Raw genomic sequence first — 2906 nt, 5'->3', positions numbered from 1 at the left:
GCACTTCTCTGGCTACCACCGCAAAACCCGCTCCGTACTCCCCGGCTTTTTCCGCTTCAATCGCGGCGTTGAGGGAGATTAAATTAGTTTTATATGCTACTTCCGAAATCCGGTTGACGGCGCTATTGATGTTATTGGCTTTTTCATTCATCACCCGCAGTCGGGCCGAAATCACGTTAGTTGCTGAAGCTAAATCCCCCATCGCGTCGGCCATTTTGGCGAGGCTTTTTTGAGAACTACTGGTTACTTGTGCCGTCGCAGTCGCTTTTTGGGCGACATTTTCCATTGTTTTGACTAATTGCCCGGAAGTGTTGGCAATAGCACGGGCGGTGGTATTCACTTGATTGGCAAATGCAGCTTGCTGTACAACGGTGGCTTCTAACTGCTTGCCAGCCACAGCAATTTGCGTGGTGGATAAGGTATTTTCGATCGCCACTTGCTTGGCTTGGTCAATTACCGAAGCGAGCTGTTGTTCCCGAACCTTAACAGTTTGAGCCATCTGAGTAAAGACTTGCGCCAACTGTCCCAATTCATCAGTTCGATCTACTTTAACCATCGTGTCAAGATTTCCTTGGGTGATTGCCTTTGCTGCTTCGTTCAACTCCTGAATGGGCTGCATCAGCCACCGAGACAAAAAGTAAGAGATCAGCAATCCGAACAGTAAAGTTCCGGTTGAGATGGCAACTGCCCGCCCTAGCTGTTGTTGAATTGTCTTTTGGACAGACTCAAGGGGCAAGTAGATCAGTGTGGCACCAAGAGACTGTCGATCGGAATCGCTTAATGGTGTTGCAACTCTAAGATATTTTCCTTGCAGTTCGCTCTGGGAAAGCTTTTGCCTTATAGCTCGCTCGATCAGTGCGCGATCGACTTCATTGAGACTCTGGCTATTCTCCCATCCTGCAACTGTGCCAGCAGCTACAACGTTGAGCCGATCGTCAACTACCCAAATTCCATGTACGCTATTTTTGTCCAGCACTCGATCGATCAAGTTCTGGAAGCCCAACTCCTGGCGGAGACGATCGAACAGTGCCCCATTACTGCCAACCTGCACAATTCGCCGTTTGTCAATCCCTACCACTCCCACATATTTGAAAATATTGCGATCGATTTCCCGCCGACGAGCCTCCTGAATAACCACAGTTTTTTCGCCTGTGAGCAAAGGCCAGAATAAAGATGCCTGGGGTTGTTTTTTCGGGTCTGGACTAAAGGTGAAATCAACGTCTAAATTTCTGAGATAGGAATGCCCTTTTTCATCCGTAATCCAAAACTCATCCACAATGCTGGCATCTGTAATCGCTTTCAGGTGGGCATTGATCGCTTGTGGAGATAGCCCAGCCTTTTCCGCAATGCTAACTAGGTGAGCCGCAATTACGGCTTGACCAACCATCTGATCCGCGATCGATTCTTCCACCCGATCGGGAATATCTTTGGTAAACTGAGCGCTGAGCGCAAACAACTTGGCAATCCGAATGCCATCTGCGTTTGTTTTTTCTAGCAATGCCTCACGGGCTGTCCAGGTCATAATTGTAACAGTCGGAAGCAATGTCGCTGCGATCCCAGAGATTACAGTCAGCACAATTTGTCTGCGAAGTCCCATGCTCAGTCAACTCCTTTACCAGTTCAAGCGGATATAGACAGTAACTATGTGGTGCTGTCCGTTGGGGAATGAAAGATAGCCAGCCAGCCAAAATGTTGCGAAAATTTCCACTACGAACGCTTATTCTCGACTATCTGAGTAGATTTCGCTTTTCTCGAAAAATTGGGTTGAAAAACCCGTCGTTTTACGACGGCTTTTGGTAAAATTGAACGCCAGCGGAACACAAGATGTAGTTGTGGCATACGAACTTACTCGCTGGATAAAGACTAATGCTACCAATCCGAATGGGTTGCCCCAATGCCTCACTGCCCTCTAAAAACATATGGCATAGGTGGGAGACAATAGAAATTAAATACCGTAGGGCATACGGAAATTCACGCTTGGGGAGTAGTCCTAAAGAGTGCTTGCTGTAAAAGGTGTAGTCCGACTAGACATGAAACTGTAAGACCAAAGCTAAGTTTACTTAGTGGCGGCAGGATTCAGCCCAAGAATCCTCGTACCTTTAGGTCGAGGAGTGTCAAAGTTACCAACAGCAGCAATTAAGCGAGCCTCTATGTCTGAAGATGCGAACACCAAACGAATTGCCCTAAAGCCCTCGGAAGAGCAAACACCCGTCCAGCCTTGGTCAATGGACAAATCTGCCGATCGCTTGATGGACGATGTATTCGCAGATGTTGACCGAATGCTGGAAACCGGCACAGAACCTGCCGCCAAAACTGCCGAACCGGAATATGTCTCCTTACAGCAGATGAGTATTCCCCAAATCGTTATCCCAGCGGAAATGGTGTCGCGTCAGGTGGAAGCATCGGAGGACAGCGATGGCGAAGCCCAAAGATCGCAAGATCGAGGCAGATCGCTCAATAAACTGCTATTAGGGGCAGCAATAGCTTCTTTGGCAATCACCCTGCTCTTGTGGTTAGCCGGTCAAGGGAGGTTCAATAGGCTATTAGGCATTAATTCAGCCTCAGTACCGGAAGCGAAAAAATTACCGTCGGAGGCAGATTCCCAGTTTGTCGATTATATGCAGCAATCCCTTGACTTAATCGAACAACAAACGGAAGAAAATCAACAAGTTGCCGCCGTTCCAGCAGCACCGCAAGTACCTGCCAATTCCCTAGTGCCCGTTCCCATTCCTGGCAATTTACCTCAAAACGCCGGCAGACCCCAAAACAGCCCAGAGCGAATCTACATCCCAGTTTATCCGCGACCCCAGGTAATTTACGCCAATCCCCCAGCCCCACCAGCGATTAGACCTGTTCCCACAGTTACCGTCACCGCTACCGCCGCAGCCAAACCATCTCCTACAGTT

1 protein-coding gene and 1 pseudogene are annotated in these 2906 nt (G+C 48.6%); one reads left to right on the top strand and one right to left on the bottom strand.

The features are described from left to right. On the bottom strand, positions 1 to 1597 hold a 1597-nt coding region (locus tag H6S82_RS27065; RefSeq protein WP_191057022.1), incomplete at its 3' end, for a methyl-accepting chemotaxis protein. A 514-nt stretch (positions 1598 to 2111) separates the two neighbouring features. On the opposite strand from H6S82_RS27065, the pseudogene H6S82_RS27060 reads away from it, so the two are divergent. Further along, positions 2112 to 2906: pseudogene (locus H6S82_RS27060) on the top strand (hypothetical protein); the annotation flags it as partial.

The sequence above is a fragment of the Planktothrix sp. FACHB-1355 genome, from assembly GCF_014748295.1.
GTDB classification, from domain to species: domain Bacteria; phylum Cyanobacteriota; class Cyanobacteriia; order Cyanobacteriales; family Aerosakkonemataceae; genus Aerosakkonema; species Aerosakkonema funiforme_A.
The sequence above is the reverse complement of the archived record's forward strand: the minus strand, read 5'-3'. Positions and strand labels throughout refer to the sequence as shown.